We start from the raw sequence: 22,451 nt of genomic DNA, 5'->3' as shown, positions 1-22,451 counted from the left end.
TAAATAAAAAACACACATGAAATCCGGAATATTTTATATCGTGGTACTATTGTCCATGCAAGTCATTGCACAGCATAAAGTACCTGTTTACCTCGATGTTACAAAACCCGTAGAAGAACGCGTAGAAAGTGCGCTTTCGCTGATGACCACCGAAGAGAAAGTAGCCCTGTGCCATGCCCAGTCCAAATTCAGTTCAAAAGGAGTGGCCAGGCTCGGAATACCGGAGGTCTGGTCTACCGATGGCCCGCACGGCATACGGGAGGAGGTTTTGTGGGACGAATGGAGCGGCGCACAATGGACCAACGATTCCTGTACCGCATTCCCTGCGCTTACCTGCCTTGCAGCTACATTTAACACAGACCTGTCCCGGTTATACGGGGTTTCCATCGGGGAAGAAGCCCGGTACCGCAATAAGACCATACTATTAGGGCCCGGGGTAAACATATACAGGACCCCACTGAACGGCAGGAATTTTGAATATATGGGAGAAGACCCTTACCTGGCCTCCCGTATGGTCGTACCGTACATTCAGGGAGTACAATCTGCAGGAGTGGCCGCCTGCGTGAAACATTTTGCCCTGAACAACCAGGAGGTATGGCGGGGGCATATCAATGTCAATGTAAGCGACCGGGCCCTTCACGAGATCTATTTACCGGCTTTTAAGGCAGCCGTTCAGGAAGGAAACGTCTGGTCTGTGATGGGAGCTTACAATCAGTTCAGGGGAGAACATTGCTGTCACAATGATTTGCTTTTGAACAAGATCCTTAAACAGGATTGGGGATTTGACGGATTGGTGATCAGTGACTGGGGAGGAGTTCACAATACTGATCAGGCTGTCAATAACGGGCTTGATATTGAAATGGGGACTTACACCAACGGATTGACAACAAATAGCCACTTCCCCTATTCGTCCTATTATCTTGCCAACCCTTTCCTGAAAGGAATTGAGGAAGGCAAATACGATACGGATGTACTGGAAGATAAAGCACGCCGCATTCTGCGTGTGATCTTCAGGACTACTATGAGGGGAGATCGTCCGTTTGGAAAGTTTGTTTCACCGGAACACAGTAAGGCGGCAAGAAAAATCGCACAGGAAGGTATCGTTTTGCTGAAGAACAAAGGGCAATTTTTCCCTGTACCCGTAGATAAATACGAAAAAATAGCCGTGATCGGGGAAAATGCCTCCCGGAGCCTGGTCATAGGAGGCGGATCGTCTTCGTTAAAAGCAGCCTATGAAGTTTCCCCTTTGCAGGGGCTTAAAGACAAATACGGGGACGAGCGTATAGTCCACAGCCTCGGTTATGCCTCCGGACCTTCGCTTTACGGGCGCGAAGAGCCGTCAGGTTTGGATGCGGATTCATTGCGAATGGCTGCGGTAGAGCTCGCCAAAAGCGCAGATATTGTGCTGTTTATCGGAGGCCTTAATAAAAATCACTATCAGGACTGTGAAGGAGGGGACAGAAGGTCTATGGATCTTCCGTTTGAACAGGACAAACTGATCCGGGATGTATTGAAAGTCAACAAAAATACAGCCGTGATATTGCTCAGCGGAAATGCGGTAAGCATGCCCTGGGCAGACAAGGTTCCCGCGATCATGCAAGGCTGGTACCTGGGTTCGGAAGCCGGAAATGCATTAACGGATATTGTTTCCGGTGATGTAAACCCTTCGGGAAAACTGCCTTTTTCCTTTCCTGAAAAACTGGAAGATAACGGAGCACATTTTTACGGTGAACTTTCATATCCCGGCGACAGTACCGATCAATTTTATAAGGAAGATATTCTCGTAGGCTATCGTTGGTTCGATACCAAAAAGATCAAACCGCTCTTTTCTTTCGGTCATGGATTGAGCTATACCTCCTTCGACTATGCCGGTCTTTCTATTGATAAAACTCAATATAGTGATAAAGAAACCGTAAAAGTATCGTTTACCCTGACTAATTCGGGAAGATCCGACGGGGCGGAAGTTCCGCAATTGTATACAGGTAAATCAAAATCAGAAGTGTCACGGGCGGCAAAAGAATTGAAAGCATTTAAAAAGGTCTATCTCAAAGCCGGTGAAAGTAAAGAGGTGGAACTGGAAGTACCCATTGGCAGCCTGGCATACTATGATGAAAATATAAGCGATTGGGTTGTAGAACCGGGGACTTATACCCTTATGCTGGGTAGCTCATCCGGTGATATAAAAGCTAAAGTGAATTTAAAGGTGGAGTGATATTTATGCTATCATTGTTGATTTTCAAATATATAAGGTAGTCGATAATCTGGCAACTTCCGGAAGGACTGCTGTTATTACCTTATGAATCATCCTGAACCGGTTATTTTATCGGGCATCGGTATTCGCCCGGAATGAGGAATATTTATTGATTGTAATGAAAATTCAGCATGAACCACTTACTATCCATATAGCGTTATCCATAGGTTATTGATGATAGACGTTCGGTAGGGTTAGGAGGTAATCACCAAATATCCTTTATATCACATATAAATTTAAACTAATGTTACTCCGAAAGTTCACATAAAAACTCCAATCTTCCAAAAAATGGCCAACGGAATGCTATCACCCTGAGATGTCCCGGAAATAAGTTCTGGCAAAAGGTGATTTTGATCTTTACTCCATCTTATACGAAACATTAATCCAGTTCCATTCCCATGTTTTTCCGTTGTCTTCAGAGAAGGCCTGGCTCCATACGGGATGCTCCCTGTCGCGCATATCCCAGCGGAATACCATGACGATATCTTTTCCATTGAAAGTATCTTTTCCGAAAAAGTGCCCGATATCATTGTCAAACGAACCGACAACCGGTGGGTCCAGCACACCGGAATTGCTGGCTACCCAGTACAAACTCCACAGTTTTGTTTCCGGATCGAACAATCGTAACGTAAACCCTTCAAAAGGTTCGCCATCAAAGGTTGCCCTGTATAAATCTGTATTGCCGATACCCTGTAATATGGTCCCATAATTCTCATCAACAGACTCCAGGTAAATCCATTCGTTATTGTTGCTTAACCTGAATTTAAGTTTTTTATGGTACATTTTCCACTTGCCCGTTAACATGTCGAAGTCGTTGTGGGAAGAGGTTTCGGATGCTTTAATGATCAGTTCCCCGTTCTTATCGAACGAAAGATCTGGTATAGGGATACTTGTGTCAAATGTCAGTAGTTTTTCCCGGAGTTCTTTTTCATTTTCAACCACCCGGTTTTCGTACATGTACCAGTTCCATTCCCATGTTTTCCCGTTGTCTTCCGAAAAGGCCTGGCTCCAGATAGCTTTGTCCGGATCAGTTTTGTCCCACCTTGCCATGACGATAACAGGTTTGCCATTAAAAGTATCCCGGGCATAAAAAGTGCCGATGTTACCTTCAAAAGATCCTACCACGGGATTATCCTCATCGAGTACACCGTTTTTGCTGCTCGCCCAGTAAATACTCCACAGTCTTGTTTTCGGATTAAAGAGGGTAAGACCTATGCCTTCGTAGGGTTTCCCGTCAATAACAGAACGATTGTTATTGGTATGGCCCAGCCCGTTCAATATCTTTTTGTCCTTGTTGGTGCCGTTGTATTCAATCCATTCCGTGCTGTTGTTCAATCGTGTTTTGAGCTTTTTGTTACGGATCTTCCAATGGCCTTCAAAAAAGTCAAAATCATGTTGGGAAGAAGTTTCGGAGGGTGTGATTCTTAATTTGCCATCGGTGTCAATGGTGGCATTAACCAGGTCCTCTTTCGTTATTATGGATTGTGCGGAACCGTGTGTAAAAATGCTTGGTAGAACTAGTAAAAACAGGACTACGAGGTATCTACTATAGTGTTTCATTTATTTTTATTTTACAGGGTTATATCGATTCAAAAGAACTGTTTTACAATCTAAAATCAGAGGGGTCACATCACTGATATTACGTATACGGTTTTATGATTTCGAGACCTTTGACATTAGGATTTCCGGCCTCAGCCTGTTTTAATAAACGTGCCTCAGCCGCTATACACCTTGTTTTTCGTAATAAAAATATAATTATATTCGACTATCTTAGTGGTACACTTTTTACATTGTAACTGGGCCAGATCAAGGACCGGAAAATGGCTGTATATGTTTCCATGGAAATCGATATTAAAGTTTAGCAGGGAATCGACCAAACCGATCTACCTGCAGTTGGCAGATGCCATAATTAAATCGATCCATGAAGGACATCTTTTTCCCGGACAAAAACTACCCGGGGCCAGGGTGCTTGGAGATTTACTCAATTTAAACCGCAAAACGGTTACGGCTGCCCTGGAAGAACTATCGAGTCAGGGATGGGTGGAAAGCTATGAATGGAAAGGGACTTTCGTATCGAATAAATTGCCTGAATTAAAGTATAAACCATTGCACAATACGGGTTTTAGAGAAGCGGTAGGGGAAACCGGCCGTAAAGTCAATAAATTCCGTTTTCTTGAATCCCTATATCTCGATTATACTAATGTTCGCCTGATCGATGACGGGGTTCCCGATGTAAGGTTATCACCGTTGGATACGCTGTATGCATATCACCGTTCCATTCTTTCCAAAAATGCTTTTAGTGCTTTGTTGAAATACAATCATATTGAGGGAGATCTTGATTTGAGAATGACCCTTACATCTTACCTGCATACTACCCGGGGAATAGTAACCGATCATCAGAATATTTTTATAACGAGGGGCAGTCAGATGGCCATTTATATTACTGTTACTGCTCTGTTAAAGAAAGGTGATTATTGCATTACAAGTTTGCCCGGCTATCAGATCGTTGACAATATTATTAATCATTCGGGAGGTAAAGTAGCCCATGTAGCGGTAGATAACGAAGGTATCGACGTGGGCGAAGTGGATGAGATTTGTAAAAAAAAGAAAGTCAGATTGCTGTACATCACCCCCCATCATCATTATCCGACAACGGTAAGGCTTTCTCCCAAACGCCGTATAGAATTGTTGCAACTGGCCATAAAGCACAATTTTTACATATTGGAAGATGATTATGACTACGATTTGCATTATGATAATAGCCCGCTATTGCCCCTGGCAAGTTTAAACAAGGACGGACGGGTAATCTACATAGGTTCTTTCAGTAAATGCCTCTCACCATCCGTACGTGTAGGGTATTTTGTTGCTCCGAAAGAGATCATGGAGGCTGCTAATAAATTGAGAAGGATCATTGACAGGCAGGGCGACCCCTTATTGGAAAGAGCGGTAAGCGAATTTATAAAGTCCGGCGATTTGGACCGGCATTTGAAAAAAACAGTCAGGATATATAAGCATCGCAGGGATTATTTTTGTGCTTTGTTACAAAGTAATTTCTCGGAATACCTGAGTTTCATACAACCTGAGGGCGGCATGTCGGTCTGGTTGGTTTTCAAAAATGCGGAGATGTTAAAAAACTTGCCTGACAAACTTTTAAAACAAGGTTATTTGCTTGAAACCGACAATATTTTTATCGAAAGGTTCAATGGGGTCAGGATTGGATTTGCTTCGCTGAACGATGTGGAAATGGACAAATTTATTGAGACGGTGAAGCATATCCTGGATTAAATATTGTAGCACCGCCCTGAAACGGTATAGGTGAATGAATCAATATTTAACCTGACAGTTACAGGTAAATTTTACACCGTACAAGCCATACATAAATACATTTTTAACGTATTGATTTATATGTGGTTAAAAGTGTTTTTACTCGGAAAGCCCACATAAAAGCTCCGAATCTTCCAAAAAACGGGTCCGGGAGTTTTATCCTTTGGACTCCCTCAATAAAGACAAGGCCCCCGGGTGATCGGGGGCTTTTTTCATTTCTGCCTGGGTACGGCGTATTAAATCTACAAAAATAGAATTTTCTTATTGTGGCTTCAAAGACAAAGATACTCCGGGCCCCACATAAGTTTTTTTCAGCCCTCCCCAGTCGATTACAATACGCTGAACAATTACTCCCGGATCGCCGCAAGTCAGCTTAAGCGTATGTTTTTTTGCTTTTTGCTCAACAGGAAACCCGGCGACTGCAAGAGCCCCGTTTTGAAGTACCTGGTCTTTCCATCCTTCAGAAAACTCTTTAGGTCTGTTTTCGGTGACATAAACAGGTTGGTTATCTACGGAAATACCAAACCGGGTGCTTTTTCCTTCATAAAGCGGAAAAACAGGCAGGGTGTACACATATACGGTAACAGAATCGGCATCTACCCTGGAAAATTCGTACTCAAAGCGTGACCCATCCGGGTTTTCCGGATCTGCGGTTTTTTCCGTGGCCTCTCCCAGTTGAATAACTTCCCAGTCATAGCCAATGCCTTCGATAACCCGAAGCGTATGCCCGTCTTTGGCCACTTTATCTGTATATTTTGCCAAGTCCAGCACCGTGCAGCCCTCCAACCGGTTTTTGCTTTTCTGGGGAGACAGGTCAACCGGAGTGTGGCCAGCACCCTTCGTATAAACCACATCGGGCATGTTCTGGTATCTGGCCACCAAGCCCGGAGCCAGTTGCATCATGCCTTTCCATTTTCCGCCGAGCAGGTTGTTGTATTTTTCGGTAAGGCTGTTGATACTGTCGTAAGCTGTTTGAGATTGTTCGGCCGCCCAGTTGGCAGCGGAAAAATTGTTTTCCTTTACCTGTTCGTGGTTCAACTGTGCCAACAGGAATTTGCGGTTCATCTGGTACGATCCCATAACGGGGTAAGCCACCATTTCAAAAAATGCAGGGCGGTATGCTTCGGGTAACTCCCGGAGGATTTTATCTGACAAATCCGAGATATCCCTGTAATCGGCCAAACGTTGTTGAGCGTCATTATAGTTCTGGAAAGAATAGTCTGTATCTGTCAGCTCTCTGTACTCCGGGGCATCCCATTCGCGTTCCCATCCCATAAATTCCGGTTTACGGCTCCAGGCAAGACGATAGTAGGTATCGAGAATTTCCTGGAACTCCTTTTCGTATTTGGCACCGAAAATGCCTGCCAGGAACCGGCTTTGGTGCTGATTGATGTTTTTAAAATCGTAGCTGTCTAGGTCCCAGGCCATATCGAAGAACGTCTGCATTCCCAGCTCGGCCGGTTTAATGTCGCCGATATTGAGCAGCCAGTACCTGTCCGCTCCGGTGTCATAAGCCTTTTTCAACTCCTCGTACATCAGTACGGGCGGAGTGGTGCAAAGCCACAGATAATCGTGGGGAGGGCCCAGGTAAGACGTATGGTAGTACACTCCCGCGCCTCCATTGCGTTTTTGTTCTTCCGGATTGCTCAATCGCTTCATATATCCGTAGTTGTCATCTACCCATACCAGGGTAACATCTTCCGGTACTTCCAGGCCGAGTTCATAAAGATCAAGGGTTTCCTTGTAAGGCACGAATATCTGGGGGATGTCCTCTACCGGTTTTTTCAGGTATTTTGTAAGGATATCCCGCTGGTCGGCCATTACCTCCGTTAAAGTATTTAGCCTTATCGAATCAGGATAGTTTCCCCTCATCCCTTCGTCGTGCAGGCCGCGGATACCCACGGTGTAGATATTCTCATAGGGCGATGCTTCGTGTACACGGTCATCCAGCTTTTTACGTATTGTTTCCTTGTTGATCACATAATCCCATTCCCCGTCCACCTCGCTATCCCATTCGGATTTTGACGCATTATTGAACAGTAAGGGCTCGCAATGGGCGGTTGTGATCATTATTCCGAATTCGTCGGCCACCTCTTTACTTTCCGAATGCGAATAGAAAGCCCCGGAACAACTGTGCATGGCCGGGGCCATCATATTCCCCTTGAGCCGAAGTATTAATTCGAAGACCCTAGCATAGGTTTTAGGGCCGATGTCTTCCAGGTCTTTTTCATAATTTTTTGCCGCCCACGGGTGTAGCCCCCAGTCCTCGTCATTTATGAAAATGCCGCGGTATTTAACCGAAGGGGTTTTGGAACTGTAGTCTTCTGTAACATACAATTGGTCGCGTTTTTTTACAGGTACATCTGCCCACCATTCCCAGGCTGTCACCCCCATGGCTTCGCTGAGGGCAAAGGCGCCATAGGCCGTGCCCCGGCGGTCACTGCCCACGATAACCAAGGCCTGCTTTATTCCGGGCAATGGGTCTTGCAGGCGTTTTATCTTAAACTGTTCCCAGCCTCCCTGAATATCGGAAACGTCCAGTTTACCCTCGGAAACAAGTTGGTCTATAAGGCTGTTTTTTCCTAAAGTCCCTAACAGGATCACATTTCCCCGGGCATCTTTTGTAAGCACTTCGGGCCGGATGGCCGTAACGGACGCTATGTCCCCGGCCAAAAGGGCTGCGGTTTTTTTCACTACGGTAAAATCGGTATGATCATACATCACGGAGCAATCCGTCAGGGAAAATGCCTCTTTGCCAGGTTTGCCGGATACCAGGAACGTGCCTTCTTCCTGTTCTGGTCCCGAACCCGAACAACCTGACAACAGGTATATCGGTATGGTCAGCATCCACAGTATATTAAAGGATATTTTTAAATTTTTCATCTGTTCTTTTTTATTTAATTCACCTATTGTTTATTTTAAAGCGGAATTCATTGATATGCTTCGCAATTGTTTTTCATCGGTCAGATGGAATGCCCTAAGAACATATCGGTTGATTTGCACGAACTGCTAATGGGCATTTCATATACTAAAATGGCTTTTACCGGAGAGATATCTATTAAACTAAATAAACGTTGTCAAGGTATCAGGGCGGATTTTGATATTTACCGTTTCTCCAAAACACTACCGCCCTGACCTTGAACCAATCAAAACTAACTAATTATAATTTGTAGCTTTCATAAAGTTTTTAATTGTACCCGGGATTTTGTTCTATGTCGGCACCGATGTTCGCTTCTATTTCACTAAACGGAATCGGCCATAAATTATAATGTTCTTCCAGCCCGTCTGCCTGGTTGGTATAGAAAGGATTATGAGCTTTTACCCTATCGTACAGTTTGCCCAATCTCATCAGGGTCAACCGTCTTTTTTCTTCAACCCCCAGTTCCCGCATACGTTCATCCAGTATATAATCAATATCCACGTCACCGGCATTGACAAGCGAGGCGTTTGCCCTTTGACGGACAATATTGATATCGTCGGCCGCTTTCCCGGTATTGCCTAATCCCAGGTAGGCTTCCGCACGCAGAAGGTATGTTTCGGCCAGGCGGAACATATATTGATCGGTATAGGTAGAACCGGCACTTGATTTAAGCATAAACGGGATGGGGGAGTTGGTATCATATATATTACCGGGATGATTAAAAGGCGTTGTACATTTGGTCTGAAAGGCATAAAAATTTCTTGAAGGAACCCTGTCGGCCAGCTCAGGGTCTTCGGTTGAAATGGTCTGCCCAAAAAATGATGAACCGGGATTATTGGCCACAAATTCCCTGGCAAAATTGTGGTTGGCATTCCGGATATCATTGTCAAAATCACTTTCCCAGATAGTATTGGAAAAATATGTTGTAGAGATCATCCAGCCTATACCCCTGCCTCCTGTAAGATCGCCAACAGGCCATGCGAACGGGTTTTCGCCGTTTATTTTCAGATCCCTGAAAAAAGGACCGTGATGACGCTCCAATACATACCCGCTTAAACCGGAGGATACAAGGCTTCCTCCGGGTACATCCGTTTGAAACTGTATCACCCAGATACCTTCGGTATTGCCGGAACTCCGGTTCTGATTGCCATTTCTGAACAGGTCCCAGTAAACGTCTTTATCTGTTTCACTTTGCCTGGAACCGAAGCGGTTTTGCATCAATGCTGTGGACGGATCATCAATGACGATCGTTGCAGCATCTATGGCTTTCTGGAATTCACCGTTGGCAATATAAAGTTCTGCAAGTAAGTGATAGGCTGCCAGGTTATTGATCTCTCCATCCAACACATCTGCAATACCCGGTAAATGGTCTGCGGCAACTTCCAGATCAGAAATGGCCTGCGCTATTACTTCTGACCTGGAGGCCCTGGTAAAATCGGTTTTCGGCGTTGAGATCTCATTCAGGGAAACCGGGACCCCTCCGTATAAATATGCCAGGGAACGATAACTTAATCCTCTGAAAAATAAAGCTTTACTTTTGTATGTTTCTTGTTCTTCACTTGTAATTTCGGATAAAGCCAACCTATCAATAATGGTATTGGCCTCCGAAATGATCTTATAAAACTGCCCCCAATGGTCTGTGGCAATGGCCCCGGTGGGGTCGTATGCCGTTTTCATGGGAGAATGACGGTTGGAGCTTTGCTGGGGTTCGCCGTCGAATACCAGATCGGTCCCGTACAGATAATCGAAGGGGCGATTTTCATCACGGTCATAAAATTCCCTGCGAACCCTGCGGTACAGGTTATAGACAGAAGCATCAATATCTTCCGTAGACGTGAATGCGTTTTCTGTACTTAGGAAATCACGGGGAGATTCCTCGAGAAGATCTTTACCACATGAAAAAAGGCCGAGTAAAATCAGGAATGCGGATATATATACGATATTTTTCTTCATGACATTGAATATTTTAAAATGTTATATTAAGTCCCAGGGTATACCCTTTCATTACCGGCCTGCCATTTACAATCATACCCAGCCCATAAGCAGTTACATTACCGTTATCAGTAACATTGGCCTCGGGATCCCAACCTTTCCATTTTGTCCATGTATGAAGGTTTTTTCCACTGATGAATATGTTCAGGTCTGCTACTTTTATTTTTTCCAGGAGTTTCTCCGGAAACCGGTAAGACAAACTGACATCCTGTAAACGGACGAAGCTGCGGTCGTAATACGGATTGGGCGTAATGGAAGGGGTGGATACCGATTGCGGATACTCTCCGTCGGGATTTCCGGGTGTCCAGTAATCAATGGCGCTGATGCGGTTCCATATCAGAGTATTGGTCCCACGCGAAGTAGCATGTGAATTGTCCCCGAGATATCCGTTCTTACCTCCCTGGATGGTATTGAGGAAAACACTTAACGAAAGTCCTTTGTATTCGAATTTGTTCAGTAAACCTGTACGATAGGCCGGTTCTCTACGTCCTAAAATAACACGGTCGTCCGTTGGGTTGATGTCGTACGCATCGGAATCCCCCGGATTTTGATCGACGATACGATAGGTCCCCGGATAGTAGCCGGAAGGGATGTCATCGTTAAGTTGGTATATACCGTCTATCTCATAGTTATAAATGGCTCCAAGGGGTTGGCCGATGAAAAGGCCGCTCGCAGTGAGATCGTCCTCCCGGCCATCGCCGTCATTGTCAACTCCCAGGAGGGACACGACTTTGTTCCTGTTCGTAGAAAAGGTGAGGGTGCTACTCCATTTAAAATGTTGACTATTCACATTTTGTGTGGTCAGCAGCAGTTCAAAACCACTGTTTTCAAGCTCACCCACATTTGAAGTGATTCTGTCGAACCCGGACAATCTTGGCAATACCACGCTGAACAGAAGGTCTTTGGTTTTATTATTGTAATATTCCATGCTTCCGTTAATACGGCCGTTAAAAAAGTTGAAATCCAGGCCAATGTTTATTCCTGCGGTCTTTTCCCATTTCAGGTCCGAATTCCCCAATGTGCCGACTTCCTGGCCGATGAGAGTGGTGCCGTCATCTCCAAAAATATAGGCATTGGATGTGGTTATGGCCGACAATGATGAATACCTGCCAGTTTGATTTCCACTTATACCATAACCGCCACGGAGTTTGAGAAGGCTTATCCCATCGGGCATTTTAAACTCATCAGATATGATCCAGCCCAATGCTACGGAGGGAAACAGGCCGTATTTTTCCTTTTTCGCAAAGCCTGAAAAACCATCGCGCCTTAATGTTGCTGTCAGAAGGTACCTGTTCTTAAGCTTGTAATTGATACGCGCCATCTGGTATTCCAGTGCTTCGTCCCATGCATCGGAGACCGTGAATTGGTTTTCGCCCAGCTCCAGGCTATTATAGCTCAGGCTCAATCTGCTGAACCCGTTGGCCCTGGCATTGGTTGTGGAAGACTGTCTTTCTATGACCCCGTAAAGCAAGGTCGCCGTAAGGCTATGATCTTCATTGATATTCTTATTATAGGTAAGAATGTTGTCAAAAGTATAATCATAATATTCTGTGTTGTTTTTATAGGCTTCACCTGTTAAGCCGGCACCATAGATGCTGGACTGGTAGTGTTTGTCCAGGCGGTAGTTCTGCCCGTAATTAAAACGGTACGTTAAACCCTCTATAAATGGGAGGTCTATCTCAGAATAAATATTGGCAAAGAAATAATCATGGCGTTCATAATCATCCACATCGCTCGATGTAAACGGATTGACATCCAATGTGTTAAATGGATTTATGACCAATTCCCCGTTTTCGTCATAAGGCAGGAGCAGCGGGGATTGTATCATTAAATTCCGTATGTTCGGTTCGGCCCCGTCCTGATTGATAAAAGAACCGAAACTTTGTATGCCAAGCTTAAGCCAGGGGGTAACCTGAGACTCCAGATTTACACGAAGGCTTTTTCTCTTGAATTTATCGCCGATTATAAAACCTTCCTGACTGGTGAGGCCCCCTGAGATCAGATAACTGAAATTTTCGCCTCCGCCGGTAACACTCAGTTCGTTTTTACTAATAAAGCCTTCATTGGTACCCGCATTCCACCAATCGAAATTATTATCTTTAAGATTGCCGTTACCGTCAAAAAAAACAGGGGCAAAACCATTGGTAATGTCATAATCCGGATTGAGAGTGCCATCATTCAAATAGGACTGGTCCCAGAAGAGGTCACGTACATGGTCTATATACTCCTGCCTGTTTAAAGGCCTTAGGTCAACCGTAGGTGTCTGTGTTGCATATGAAGTGGAGAATGAGATTTGCGGTTTACGCCCCTTTTCACCCCGTTTGGTTGTGATCAGGATGACCCCGTTGGCTGCCTGAGCACCATAAACAGCGGTAGAACTGGCATCTTTCAATACGTCTACGGAAGCAATGTCATTAGGATTGATCGAGGATAAAGACCCGTTATATTGAATTCCATCCAGAACTATCAAGACATTACTATTACCTGAAATAGTATTTGTGCCCCGTATTTCAATGGAGGGGGTTGAACCGGCACTGGTAACCTGCCCGATATTCAAACCTGGTACGGTACCTTGCATCGATTGCATAACATTTGTATTCGGAGCTTGTTTAAAATCTTCTATATTGGCACTTACCACAGCCCCCGTCAGATCCTTTTTTCTCTGCGTACCAAAACCCACGACCACGACTTCATCCAGTTGAGCCAGGTCTTCCAGTAATGTTACGTGGACAGAGGTTTGATTGTTTACGGGGACTTCCTGGCTGGAAAACCCTACAAAAGAGAATACCAGAACGGCGTTGTCAGGGTCATTTATCTTTATTTCATAGTTCCCGTCAAAATCCGCAATAACCCCGTTGGAAGTCCCCTTTTCCAGAATATTGGCGCCTGCGAGGGGAACCTGGTTAGCGTCTGTGACCGTTCCGCTGATCGTTAATTGCGGAAGGGCATTGAAGGTTGCCGGATCGGGGACCGGGGATTTGACAGAGGGCGTAGATCTTTTCAGGATGATCTGCCGGGCGTAAACTTCAAATTCCACAGGGGTACTTTTAAAGATCTCTTTTAGAATGGTATCTACCGGTTTTTTATTGACGTTAATGGAAACCTTTCTGTTGACATCAATGTGAGACCGATTAAACAGGAATTTGAATTTTGTGGTGTGTTCAATCTCTTTCAGTACATCCAGAACGGAAACTTCTGTCATATCCAGTGAAATCTTCGAAGTCTGGGAGTATGTGCTTGCCTGTACGTTAAACAGGGAAAGAACCGTTAACAAAATGGTGATCCTCATCTTTAAGCTTAATTTCAGGGTACAAAAAGGTGTAACCTTTGCATTCAAAAGTTTTTTCATAATTTTACAATGTTACTTGGTTGATCAAGAATTAAATCAACTGGCTATTAATCGGAAAATGTGGCATCATTTTCCGGTTTTTTTTGCCCCGTTGCCTCCTTAAATTCAACGCGGACAAGGCAGGTTGTTTTAATACTTATATAAACTGGTTTTTGAGCGGTTCGGGCTTATGGAACTACTGCGGAAATAAAATGGTTAATGATCGTGGTGAATCATAAATGCTTGTTTTTGGTTAGTTAATGATTATCCTGTTATCTTTTATCTCATACTCAATAGAATAACTTTTATTGAAAGATTCCAATACCTGTTCTATGGTTTCTACGTCAAAGATGGCATCAAACCGCTGCTCATCCAGTGCTGCGTCATTATTTGCTATCTCTACATTGTAATGGCGCTCCAGGGCCCGCCTGATCTGCAGAAACGGGGTGTTGCTGAAAATGAGTTTTCCCTCTGTCCAGGAAGTATATATTTCCGTATTGACCTTTTCAACATTGATTTTGGCACGGTGTTTAGCCCATTCTCCTTTATAACCGGGTTTCAGCAACACGGGTTCCTGCTTAAGGCCGTCTTCTTCGGTGGCCCGCAGGGAAACAGTGCCGGAGACCAAAACCGTATTAATAGCGGGATCTTCCGGATAATGAGATACATTAAACTCGGTGCCGAGAACCTCGACCTGTACCTTATTCGCATCTACTATAAAAGGATGTTCCTTGTCCTCAGTTACCTCAAAATACGCTTCCCCGTTCAGATAGACCGTTCTTACCGACCCCTTCCGGAATTCAACCGGATATCTCAGGGAAGTTCCGGAATTCAGTAACACCTGTGTACCATCCGAAAGTACCAGATCGAACCGCTTTCCATAAGGCACTTTTAGGGTATGGTATATCATCTTATCATACGTCGCAGAACGGGAATAGGTCAATTTGGATTTCTGCTGCCGGCCAATGATATTTCCTCTGGAATCCACCAATTCCCCCTCATTGTCCGGCTCAACGGTTTTAACGGTTCCGTCATCCAGTACGATAGTCACTTTTTTCTGTTCCGATATCAGGCTGCGGTTTTCCTTTTCTCCGAAAATTTCCTGTCTCAGCAGATAGCCCATGGAGAAAAACAGCAGGCCGATAGCTATATATTTTAAAAAAGGTTTGATTTTATGTACCGAAAATCCCCTTTTATCCTTTTTCATCCGTTCCAAAAGAACCCTTTTGATCTTCTCCGTATCCGGATCATTCATAGCTGTAATGGTTTGGTAATGCAGCTCAACATAGGATGTGAAGATCAGAAGGTTATTGTCAATACGGATCCAATCCGTCAAAATATCCAAGTCTTCCGAGGTGGCTTCACCCGAAAGGTACCTGACAATACTATTTTCTATTTTCTGACCTGACATTTTTTTAAGTAATGACAAAGCAGATTTTCAATACCCTGATTTTATCCTGTGTTTTTTTTGAATTATTTATTTAATTTAACTTTTTTTGTGTACACAATACACTTTTTTGTAATGAACTACTGTGAAGATTCATTTCTGATAAACAGGTTAAAGGAAGGGGACGAAAAGGCCTATGTTTATCTCATTGACAGGTATAACAAAAGATTATACGGTTATGCCCTGTCGCTGTCAGACAATCGTGCAATGGCAGAAGACATCCTCCAGAATGTTTTTCTGAGGACATGGGAAAACAGGCGTCAGCTCTATATTACATCTTCAGTTCAAAACTATCTTTTCAAATCGGTCTATAATGAATTTATCAACCAGTACAAGAAAAACAGGTCCACCATGGTACTGGAAAAGAAGTATTATGAGACCCTGGATAATATTACGAAGGACATGGATGACGGTCTTTTGGAATCGAGAATAAAGCAATTAAAAAAGGAAATAGACAACTTACCTCCCAAATGCAGGGAAGCCTTTATCTTAAGCAGGAAAGAAGGGTTGACCAATATTGAAATATCCGATTATTTGAATATCTCGGTAAAAACGGTAGAATCTCATATTACCAAAGCTTTCGGTATACTGAGAAAAAGACTGGCGGACAAAAGCAGGCCCCTGCTGTTCCTGTTGTTGGGGAAAGTGGATTTCCATAATCCGTACAACCGAAAAGAGGGGTGAATTAACTGCGTTACAAGCGCTCTTTTTTATTTTGTTCCGGAACCGCTTTCCGGCCGGTTCTGCCTTTACGGAGTCCGGATAATCAGTTCTCTGCCGGTATCCGGTCATTTTTTTGCTGAAACAGCCAATCCCTGATCCCTTCTATATTATATGCGATTTTCCACGTGTACATGTGGTTTTCCACGGGATTTTCTTCAACCCCTTCCGGTACGACCGTATTTTTCTGTAACGCTACATATTTTATATTGCTGTCTTCGGTTTCCATTTTTTCCACAAGTTTGGAAAATTCCGGAGGTGATGACTGCCCGTTCCAGACTGCCCGGCTTACTTTGGCTCCGTGGGCCTCCAGTTCTTTTGTTATGGCATTCATGCCGGGATATGCTTTCTCATCTCCTTCGGCCACCATAATCCAGATATGATCGTCAGCCATCGGGCTGACTTTTTCGGTGTCCCACTGCCCCGCTACCAAATATGAGGCTGCAAAACAGGCCGGGTACTTGATATTCATGGCTATTGACATCATGCATCCCCCCGATTGCCCGGTTGTATACAAGCGGTTTTTATCAATACTGTATTCTTTCTGTAAGTGTTTGATTAAATTAATGACGGCATCCAGGTCGTCCGTAGTTTCCCAGTTATCATTTACTATCCGGGTTGAGAACTGGGGCGCCAATACAAATGCTTTGTGTCTGGACTGTTCGGAAGGCGTCGCCCACACCGTGGCGCCATTTCCCTGCAATAAGGTGGCTTTGGTTGAGTTTCCCGTTACACTGGCATCGTGCATGAACAATACCAAAGGATAGGATTCTTCCGGGTCGTAATCGCTGGGGACAAACAGGTTGTAATTGATCGTTAAACCCGTTTCGTTATCCTCATATACCTTTTGTAGGAAATCATCCGCTACGAGGTTCCGGGTTTTATTGTTTTCATAAACCTTGTCCCCCGGTTGTAGTGATCCGCCTTTTGTTGTTGTTACAATCCCCGTTTGCTTTATAATGACTCCGGGTTCTGAAATATTGGTTTGCGGACCCTTTTTCTGAACAGAAGAGACGAAGGTTTTATCAGCCTGTGACAATTCGATAATAATGTATTTGCCATTCTTTCCCTTATCCGTTTTTTCGGGTAACCGGTTGGCGTATATTTTTGAAATTTTTCTGCCGGTTACTTCAAAAGCTGTTTTTTTTAATTCGTCATTATCAATTTCCTGATCGTATTCCAGGATGACTCCCGTGTTCTTGAGCCCGTCGCCAAACACTTCATTTATGGCCGTTATATTTATCGGTTCCCTTGTATTATTGCCGGTGGAACATCCAATAACTGCAAGACTTCCCATTAACTGAAATAAAAACCGGATGCTTTTCATGTTTATTGTTTTTAGCATAGCTCCTTCGTAGGATTTTTCAACTTAAAGGTAATGATTTTTGTAATATCTTTCCCGGTCACGAATCAAATCACAACGCCTTAAGACAGATTTTCCCGTTCCGTGATCCGGATCGTGAAGCCCTGATATTCCCACTTCGTATACCCGGTGGATTTTCGTTTCAGGCAACCCCTATTGTTTTGGTATTCTGTTGTGAACAGGGCCGGTTTCCCTTAAAGAACATGCCGGAAGAGGGGTCACGGCCTTCAGTAAAGGTACTATATTTGAATGAAGATATTTTTTAAGAAATGCAGGAGTCCGGGGTTCCGGAGACGCAGGGAATTTCAAATGGCACATAGTTTATACACTTTGAAACATATTTGATACGCCCTTAACGACCTTTTTGATAACATTGTAAAATATTTAATAAAAATCAATGATCACCAGATTAAACAAGACGCTTTGGATATGCCTGGCCCTGCTTGTATTCAACCGGGTGCAGGCCGGGGACTGGAATAAATTACTGGCCTCCCCCGACGGAAGCTATCAGTTGACCATAACAGGAGATAATTCCGGGGAGATTAAATACAGGGTAGACTACAAAGGGAAACCCCTGATCAGATCATCCCGGTTACGGATTAAATTGGACAACCACCTTTCCGAGTGGGCCCTGGCCATTAAGGAAAAACCCCGAACTCCGTGGATGGACGGACTTGTACTGAAAAAAGCCATGGTCCATATGGTAGACTCCACCTGGACACCGGTCTACGGCGAACGTTCTGTCATACGGCAAAAGTATAACGAACTGACCCTCTCTTTTGAACAAAAGACCAGCGCGAACTATAAAATGGATATCCAGTTGAGAGCCTATAACGAAGGGGTGGCCATCCGGTATTATTTCCATACCAACCCGACGGGTATTTATTATAGGATAACCGAAGAAAATACGGAATTCACTTTTCCGGAAGGTACGCAGGCCTGGTTTGAGCCTTGGGCACAGGGACCGTTCACAAAAATGCCTTTGGCCGAATGGCCGGCGGAAAGCGAAAGGCCCCTCACCCTGGAACTGGAAAACGGCCTGTATGCCTGCCTGGCAGAAGCGGCTATGGTGGATTTTGTCCGTACAAAGTTTGAACTGGCCCGGGATAAGCCCAATACCGTAAAGACGGCGCTCTACGAGCCGGTAGATAAAGTGCCGTATTTTGCTACGCCGTGGAGAGTGATCATGGCTGCGGAGACTCCCGGTGAACTCATCGAACACAACGATATTTTGCTTAACCTGAACGCCCCCTCCGCAATTGACGATACTTCCTGGATCAAGCCCGGAAAAATTGTGCGCGATCTCACGCTCTCCGATGAGGGAGCCAAAGACTGGATAGATTTTGCCGCAGAACACAACCTGCAGTATGTTTTGTTTGACTGTTGCTGGTATGGCGATAATTTCAGCTGGGACTCGGATGCGACCACCGTAGATGTTGATCTCGATCTGAAGGAAGTGGTTCGTTACGGTAAGGAAAAAGGCGTGGGGGTCTGGGTATATGTCAACCAGCAGGCACTCGCCAGGCAGGATTTTGAGATGTTCCCCCTTTACAGGGAATGGGGATTGGCGGGCGTAAAATACGGTTTTGTACAGGTGGGGTCCCATCGCTGGACCAAATGGTTGCACGAATCGGTACAGCGGGCAGCCGAAAACCGGTTGATGGTCAATATTCACGATGAATTCCGCCTAACGGGCGAGCAGCGTACCTGGCCCAACATTATGACCGTAGAAGGCATTCGCGGCAATGAAGAAATGCCCGATGCCACCCATAATACCATATTACCCTTTACCCGTGGTATTGCCGGAATGGGAGACTATACCGTGTGCTACTACTCGCCGCGTATCAAAACCACCCATGCACATCAGCTGGCTTTATCGGTAGTAATGTACAGCCCCTTGCAAACGCTGTTCTGGTATGACAAAGCCACCGATTACCAGGGAGAGCCCGAGATCGGATTTTTTGATAAAGTACCTACGGTATGGGATGACACCAAAGTGCTGGACGGCCGGATAGGTGAATATATCGTTACGGCCAGGCGATCCGGAGCCGGGTGGTTTATCGGAGGGATTACCAATAATGACGCCAGGGAGATCGAACTCAACTTTGATTTTCTCGACAAGGACAAAAAATACGTCGCCACCCTTTACCGGGATGATGAATCCGTAAAGACCCGGACACAGGTGTCCCTGACAGAGAAAAGGGTGACGGCGTCGACCAAAATGAAGTTAAAGCTGAAAGCATCAGGAGGTGTAGCAATATGTGTAAGAGAACGGTGATTATGAAATTTGTTCTGGCCGTTATCCTGTGTATGGGCACAGGTGTGACGGGTATGGCACAGTTACCCGTACCTTCCGATATCGGAGATGTGCACCCGCGATGTTTCGGTAAAAGAATGTCCGGGGAAGCCGTTCGGCAACTTGTTGCTCAGGAAGAGTGGGCACAGCAGGTCATTTACAAAACCGAAGAAAGATTGTCCCCATACCTGGACCATTGCGAAGAAGATCCGGAGTGGCTGTTGTCCAGGCTCCAGATGTACTGGAAAACCAGATCGACACAAGTTTATATCGACGGGGGAAAGTACGACCACGCAGAGGGAGAAGCCCCCGTTCCTACGGTCAGGTTTCCGGGGACAAGGGACCACCGTACCGATTATTTTACGCCACGGTTGGAGGATGTCAAACCCTATATGGATGACGAGCGGGGGTTGTATCTCCAGCGAAGGGATAATAAGCAGTGGGAGTGGGCCGATATGGTTTCCTCGGCCAGGATTGTTGAGTCCGTCAACCGGAACATCCTGGAAATAGCGAGGGATGCCGCTTTTATGTATTGGTACACCAGTAAGGAAGCCTATGCCAGACTTGCCTTCGGGGTACTCGATACTTATCTGAGCGGACTTTATTACCGGGCGGAACCCACAGACCTGAGCCATGGGCACCATCAAACCCTGGTAGGGCTGACCTCCTTTGAAGTGATACAGGAACATTACATTGCAGAAGTTACCCAGGCTTATGATTTTCTGCATGGTTACATTTCGGCCAACTACCCAGGCAAGATCGCGTTGTATAGTGCCAGCCTTCAGAAGTGGGCCGACCAGGTGATCAAAAACGGGGTGAGTTTCAACAACTGGAACCTCTTCCAGGCCGGGCACGTATGCCGTATAGCCCTGGTACTGGAAAATGACTCGGCTTACAAAAACGGCAAAGGGGCACAATACTATCTCGACCGGATCACCAATCAAAACAGTACCCGCCAATGGTCGCTAACCAAACTCATTGATTACGGGTACGATCCGGACACGGGTATCTGGAATGAAAGTCCCGGCTATGCATTGGGTGTTCTCCGCGATTTTATCCGTTTTGCAGCATTTTACGATCATACCTTTGACATTGACCTTATAGCAAAACTACCCGTACTCCGGCAGGCGGTCATTGCCGCACCGCAATACCTTTACCCCAATGGATACCGGGTGGCCTTTGGAGACGGACACTATGGAAAACTGGAGGCCGGCCCGGTATTGTATATGATCGAAAACGCCAAAAAATACGGCAAGGAAACCGATGAGGTCTTTTTCACCCGTATGCTCAAGACCCTGTTTGATGAAAACAGTTATGCAGATGGGCTCAATGGCGGGCATATCGAAGACCTCTTTGCCGAAGCCCCGCTTAAGGTCCGGAAAGATATTCGCCCCGGCAACCCCGAAGACTTTACTTCCCCGTTGTTTTACGCACCCAATACCAGCTGGCTGGTGCAACGGCAGGGTACAGGGGAGTCGGGCCTGATGATCAGCCAGATCGGTTCCAAAGGCAATCACATGCATTCAAACGGCATTGCCATGGAACTTTATGGACAGGGCCTGCCGTTGGCCCCTGAGCTCGGGAACGGGCCCAGCTACTTTTCCGCGGCCTATGCCGAGTATTACTCCCAGTTCCCGGCCCACAACACGGTAATTGTCAACGGAAAGTCCAGGTATCCGGAAATGAAAAGCAATCACGCCTTTACCCTTAATGCAGCTTATCCCGAAAGCGGGAAACGGGAAGGAAACCTGCCGGGTTTCACCTTTTCTGATGTGAATTTTCTGGAACCCGAAACCTATAGCGACCAGCGAAGGGTCATGGGCATTGTTTCCGGTGAAGAAAACGGTTATTATATCGATATTTTCCGATCCGGGCAAAGGGAAGGCAAGGACGTCAAACACGAATATTTTTACCACAACCTGGGGCAAAGCCTGGACCTGAAAGATAAGCAGGGAAATCCCCTGGATCTGGAACCCTCCTCCAAAATGGCTTTTGGCGACGGCGACCTGATGGCCTACGATTATATGTGGGATAAAAAATCTGTCGAATCCGAAGAAGATCTTACCGGGCAGTTTAACCTGGAAACGGCGGACAAAACCGTCACCATGAACCTTTGGGTAAAGGGCGAAAGGGACCGGGAGATCTTCTCGGCTATGAGCCCGAAGTCTATGGCTTTCCGGCACGGACCGCTCCCGGAAGCGTTCAATGACTTACCGGTACCGACCCTGGTCATCCGGCAGAACGGGGAAGCGTGGAACCGTCCTTTTGTCGCCGTGTATGAACCTGCCCTGAACGGGGAGTCCGATATCCGGTCTGTGGATTATTTCGGCGAGAATGAGCAGGCCGGTATCCATGTGACCGGCAGATCGGGAAGAGAAGATTTTATTCTGTCATCCGCAAGCGGTGATCTGGATTGGAAATACAAGAATATAACCCTCATCGGGACATACGGAGTAGTGTCCGTTCAGGATAACAATCTTAAAATGTTCCTGGGCCATGGCCGGTCACTTGGTTGCGGAAAGTATACATTGCGTGCCGAACAACCGGCTTCCCTGGCATTCGAGATTGATAAAGGGCAATGGTATGTGATGACCACAGCCCCGGCATGCCTGAACATTTCCGTGAATGATGTAAAAGCGGACTATCAACTGGAAGATACCGCTGGCAACAGCTACCGGGGGATAGTAGATAAAAAAGCGAAACAGGTTCGTTTTAATCTTCCCGTATTGGATTATACCCCGGTAAAACTGAAAATATCTGATTAAACCGACAGGTTTTCAATACCTGTAGTTTTTAAATTTTTGAAATGG

General features: G+C 45.4%; 11 protein-coding genes. 5 read left to right on the top strand and 6 right to left on the bottom strand.

The window, feature by feature from the left end:
- Positions 1 to 16: 16 nt before the first annotated feature.
- Positions 17 to 2,212 carry a glycoside hydrolase family 3 C-terminal domain-containing protein gene (locus tag ED312_RS17155; protein ID WP_123217255.1) on the top strand — a complete coding sequence of 732 codons (2,196 nt, stop codon included), beginning with the start codon at positions 17 to 19 and terminating at the stop codon, positions 2,210 to 2,212.
- 396 nt (positions 2,213 to 2,608) lie between these two features.
- Here the strand turns inward: ED312_RS17155 and ED312_RS24295 are convergent, their stop codons facing one another.
- Entirely contained in the window at positions 2,609 to 3,811 is a 1,203-nt protein-coding gene (locus ED312_RS24295; protein WP_240643129.1) for a hypothetical protein, read from the bottom strand.
- A gap of 270 nt (positions 3,812 to 4,081) precedes the next feature.
- Between ED312_RS24295 and pdxR the strand changes: the two genes are divergently transcribed.
- The gene (pdxR, locus tag ED312_RS17140) at positions 4,082 to 5,536 is read left to right on the top strand and encodes a MocR-like pyridoxine biosynthesis transcription factor PdxR (protein ID WP_123217254.1); all 1,455 of its coding nucleotides are present in this window, start codon (positions 4,082 to 4,084) and stop codon (positions 5,534 to 5,536) included.
- Between the two features lie 300 nt (positions 5,537 to 5,836).
- Here the strand turns inward: pdxR and ED312_RS17135 are convergent, their stop codons facing one another.
- The 4 genes from ED312_RS17135 to ED312_RS17120 form a co-directional block, all read right to left on the bottom strand.
- On the bottom strand, positions 5,837 to 8,458 hold the full coding sequence (locus tag ED312_RS17135; protein ID WP_123217253.1) for a glycosyl hydrolase 115 family protein: 2,622 nt from the start codon (positions 8,456 to 8,458) through the stop codon (positions 5,837 to 5,839).
- A gap of 304 nt (positions 8,459 to 8,762) precedes the next feature.
- Entirely contained in the window at positions 8,763 to 10,448 is a 1,686-nt protein-coding gene (locus ED312_RS17130) for a RagB/SusD family nutrient uptake outer membrane protein (RefSeq protein WP_123217252.1), read from the bottom strand.
- 13 nt (positions 10,449 to 10,461) lie between these two features.
- A complete protein-coding gene (locus ED312_RS17125; RefSeq protein WP_240643128.1) occupies positions 10,462 to 13,836 on the bottom strand; it encodes a TonB-dependent receptor in 3,375 nt (1,124 codons plus the stop codon).
- Between the two features lie 232 nt (positions 13,837 to 14,068).
- Positions 14,069 to 15,226 (bottom strand): FecR family protein, encoded by a 1,158-nt coding sequence (locus ED312_RS17120; RefSeq protein WP_123217251.1) that lies wholly within the window; start codon positions 15,224 to 15,226, stop codon positions 14,069 to 14,071.
- 111 nt (positions 15,227 to 15,337) lie between these two features.
- Here ED312_RS17120 and ED312_RS17115 point away from each other — a divergent pair, with 111 nt between their 5' ends.
- The gene (locus tag ED312_RS17115) at positions 15,338 to 15,946 is read left to right on the top strand and encodes an RNA polymerase sigma factor (RefSeq protein WP_123217250.1); all 609 of its coding nucleotides are present in this window, start codon (positions 15,338 to 15,340) and stop codon (positions 15,944 to 15,946) included.
- An 82-nt stretch (positions 15,947 to 16,028) separates the two neighbouring features.
- Here ED312_RS17115 and ED312_RS17110 read toward each other — a convergent pair whose 3' ends face one another.
- Positions 16,029 to 17,309: a prolyl oligopeptidase family serine peptidase gene (locus ED312_RS17110; RefSeq protein ID WP_170164547.1), complete on the bottom strand. Its 1,281-nt coding sequence runs from the start codon at positions 17,307 to 17,309 to the stop codon at positions 16,029 to 16,031.
- 433 nt (positions 17,310 to 17,742) lie between these two features.
- Here ED312_RS17110 and ED312_RS17105 point away from each other — a divergent pair, with 433 nt between their 5' ends.
- Positions 17,743 to 19,623, top strand: a complete 1,881-nt coding sequence (locus ED312_RS17105) for a glycoside hydrolase family 97 protein (RefSeq protein ID WP_123217248.1) — start codon at positions 17,743 to 17,745, stop codon at positions 19,621 to 19,623.
- A gap of 2 nt (positions 19,624 to 19,625) precedes the next feature.
- Positions 19,626 to 22,406 (top strand): heparinase II/III family protein, encoded by a 2,781-nt coding sequence (locus ED312_RS17100; RefSeq protein WP_170164546.1) that lies wholly within the window; start codon positions 19,626 to 19,628, stop codon positions 22,404 to 22,406.
- Positions 22,407 to 22,451 lie beyond the last annotated feature (45 nt).

Source organism: Sinomicrobium pectinilyticum, assembly GCF_003725735.1.
GTDB lineage: Bacteria > Bacteroidota > Bacteroidia > Flavobacteriales > Flavobacteriaceae > Sinomicrobium > Sinomicrobium pectinilyticum.
This window is presented reverse-complemented; position numbering and strand designations above follow the sequence as displayed.

Bases quoted from the DNA above. Each gene is read 5' to 3' on its own strand.
- ED312_RS17155 (WP_123217255.1), top strand. From the start codon at position 17: ATGAAATCCGGAATATTTTATATCGTGGTACTATTGTCCATGCAAGTC.
- ED312_RS24295 (WP_240643129.1), bottom strand. From the start codon at position 3,811: ATGAAACACTATAGTAGATACCTCGTAGTCCTGTTTTTACTAGTTCTA.
- pdxR (WP_123217254.1), top strand. From the start codon at position 4,082: ATGTTTCCATGGAAATCGATATTAAAGTTTAGCAGGGAATCGACCAAA.
- ED312_RS17135 (WP_123217253.1), bottom strand. From the start codon at position 8,458: ATGAAAAATTTAAAAATATCCTTTAATATACTGTGGATGCTGACCATA.
- ED312_RS17130 (WP_123217252.1), bottom strand. From the start codon at position 10,448: ATGAAGAAAAATATCGTATATATATCCGCATTCCTGATTTTACTCGGC.
- ED312_RS17125 (WP_240643128.1), bottom strand. From the start codon at position 13,836: ATGAAAAAACTTTTGAATGCAAAGGTTACACCTTTTTGTACCCTGAAA.
- ED312_RS17120 (WP_123217251.1), bottom strand. From the start codon at position 15,226: ATGTCAGGTCAGAAAATAGAAAATAGTATTGTCAGGTACCTTTCGGGT.
- ED312_RS17115 (WP_123217250.1), top strand. From the start codon at position 15,338: ATGAACTACTGTGAAGATTCATTTCTGATAAACAGGTTAAAGGAAGGG.
- ED312_RS17110 (WP_170164547.1), bottom strand. From the start codon at position 17,309: ATGAAAAGCATCCGGTTTTTATTTCAGTTAATGGGAAGTCTTGCAGTT.
- ED312_RS17105 (WP_123217248.1), top strand. From the start codon at position 17,743: ATGATCACCAGATTAAACAAGACGCTTTGGATATGCCTGGCCCTGCTT.
- ED312_RS17100 (WP_170164546.1), top strand. From the start codon at position 19,626: ATGAAATTTGTTCTGGCCGTTATCCTGTGTATGGGCACAGGTGTGACG.